Annotated in this window: 2 protein-coding genes; both read right to left on the bottom strand. The window is 77.5% G+C overall.

The window, feature by feature from the left end:
• The coding region (locus KBX53_RS32735; protein WP_210863732.1) for a class I SAM-dependent methyltransferase at window positions 1-646 on the bottom strand (646 nt) is incomplete at its 3' end.
• Window positions 643-1,452, bottom strand: an 810-nt coding sequence (locus KBX53_RS32730; RefSeq protein WP_210863731.1) for a glycosyltransferase family 4 protein, incomplete at its 5' end; no start/stop codon positions are given. The genes KBX53_RS32730 and KBX53_RS32735, both read right to left, overlap by 4 nt.

The following is a 1,452-nucleotide window of genomic DNA, read 5'->3' as shown; positions in this document are numbered from 1 at the left end:
GATGCCGCCGCCGCCACGGGCTGGGTCGTTCCCGCACGTCGACGCCGTGCCGGGCGAACGCGGCGACCGTGGCGGCGGCGGCATCCGGGCCGAGCAGCCGCCGGCCATCGACGGTACGCCGCTGGTGGTCGTTGAACGCGGCTTCGACCTCCTCGTCGAGCGGGTCGGTCGGGCTGAGCCGGACCCGCCCGGTCACCGAGATGGCGAACAGCGCGGGCCGGCCGACGCAGGCGGCCACCACCCGTTCGACGTCCTCCGCGGTGAGCATGTCCAGCAGCGCGGACGCGGTGACCAGTGACGCCCCGGCCAGGTCGGCGGCGGTCAGCCGGGTGAGGTCACCGCAGCTCGTCCGCACTGTCACCGGGGCGCCGTCGGCGGCTCGCACCCCGGTCATGCCCTCGGCGGCGCGGGCCAGCAGGTCGGCGTCCCGGTCGTGCAGCACCCAGTGCTGCGGCCCGGGCAGCCGGGCGGCCAGCCAACGACTCATCGAGCCGGTGCCGCTGCCCAGGTCGTGGATCACCATCGGGGCGTTGGCGGTCGGCCGGGCGCGGACGGCGTCCAGCAGGTCCTCGGCGCGCGCCGCCGCGTCGGCCGGCTCCCGCAACCGCAGCCAGTCGGCGAACGGCAGGGTCTCCTCGGCGGTCATTCCGCCACCTCCTTCAGTACGCCGGCCAGCAGCGCGGCGGTCACCGACCAGTCGGTCAGGGTGTCGCGCCGGGCGAGCGCGGCACGCCGTAGCCGGGCGCGCAGCGCGTCGTCGTCCAGCCAGCGGATCAGCGCGGCGGCCAACGCCGCCGGGTCGCCGGGCGGGACCAGCAGTCCCGGTCGGTCACCGTCGGGGGCGTGGCCGAGCGCCTCCGGCAGCCCGCCCACCTCGGTGGTCACCACCGGCAGGCCCCGGGCCAGCGCCTCGGTGACGACCATGCCGTACGTCTCGCCCCGCGACGGCAACACCAGCAGGTCGGCGGCGGCGTACGCGTCGTCCAACGCCGCGCCGGTCAGCGGGCCGGCCAGCCGCACCCGCTCGGTGAGACCCGCCCCGGTCAGCCGGTCGCGCAGCCGGTGCACGAGGTCCGGTTCCCGGGCCAGCGTCCCGGCGCAGAGCATCGTCCACTCCCGCCCGACCAGCGTGGCCAACGCGTCGACCAGCACGTCGTACCCCTTGTGGTGGGTGACCGCCGCGACGCAGAGCAACCGGTCGCCGGTCGCGGAGCCGGCGGCCGGCGGCGCGGGCCGCACCCCGGGCGGCGCGGCCCGGATCCTCTCGGCGAGCCTCGGGTGCCGGGCCAGCAGGGCGCGGCGGGTCCACTCGCTGGTGGTGACGACGGCCCGGGCGGTGGCCAGCGCGCGGGCCTCCGGCTCGTCGTCGAGCGGCAGGTGCACCAGGACCACCAGACGCAGCCGACGGGCGTGCGGGGCGAGCAGGTCCGGCACGGTCGAGGCGATCAGGCC

Source organism: Micromonospora sp. M51, from assembly GCF_018070305.1.
Classification (GTDB): domain Bacteria; phylum Actinomycetota; class Actinomycetes; order Mycobacteriales; family Micromonosporaceae; genus Micromonospora; species Micromonospora parva.
This window is presented reverse-complemented; position numbering and strand designations above follow the sequence as displayed.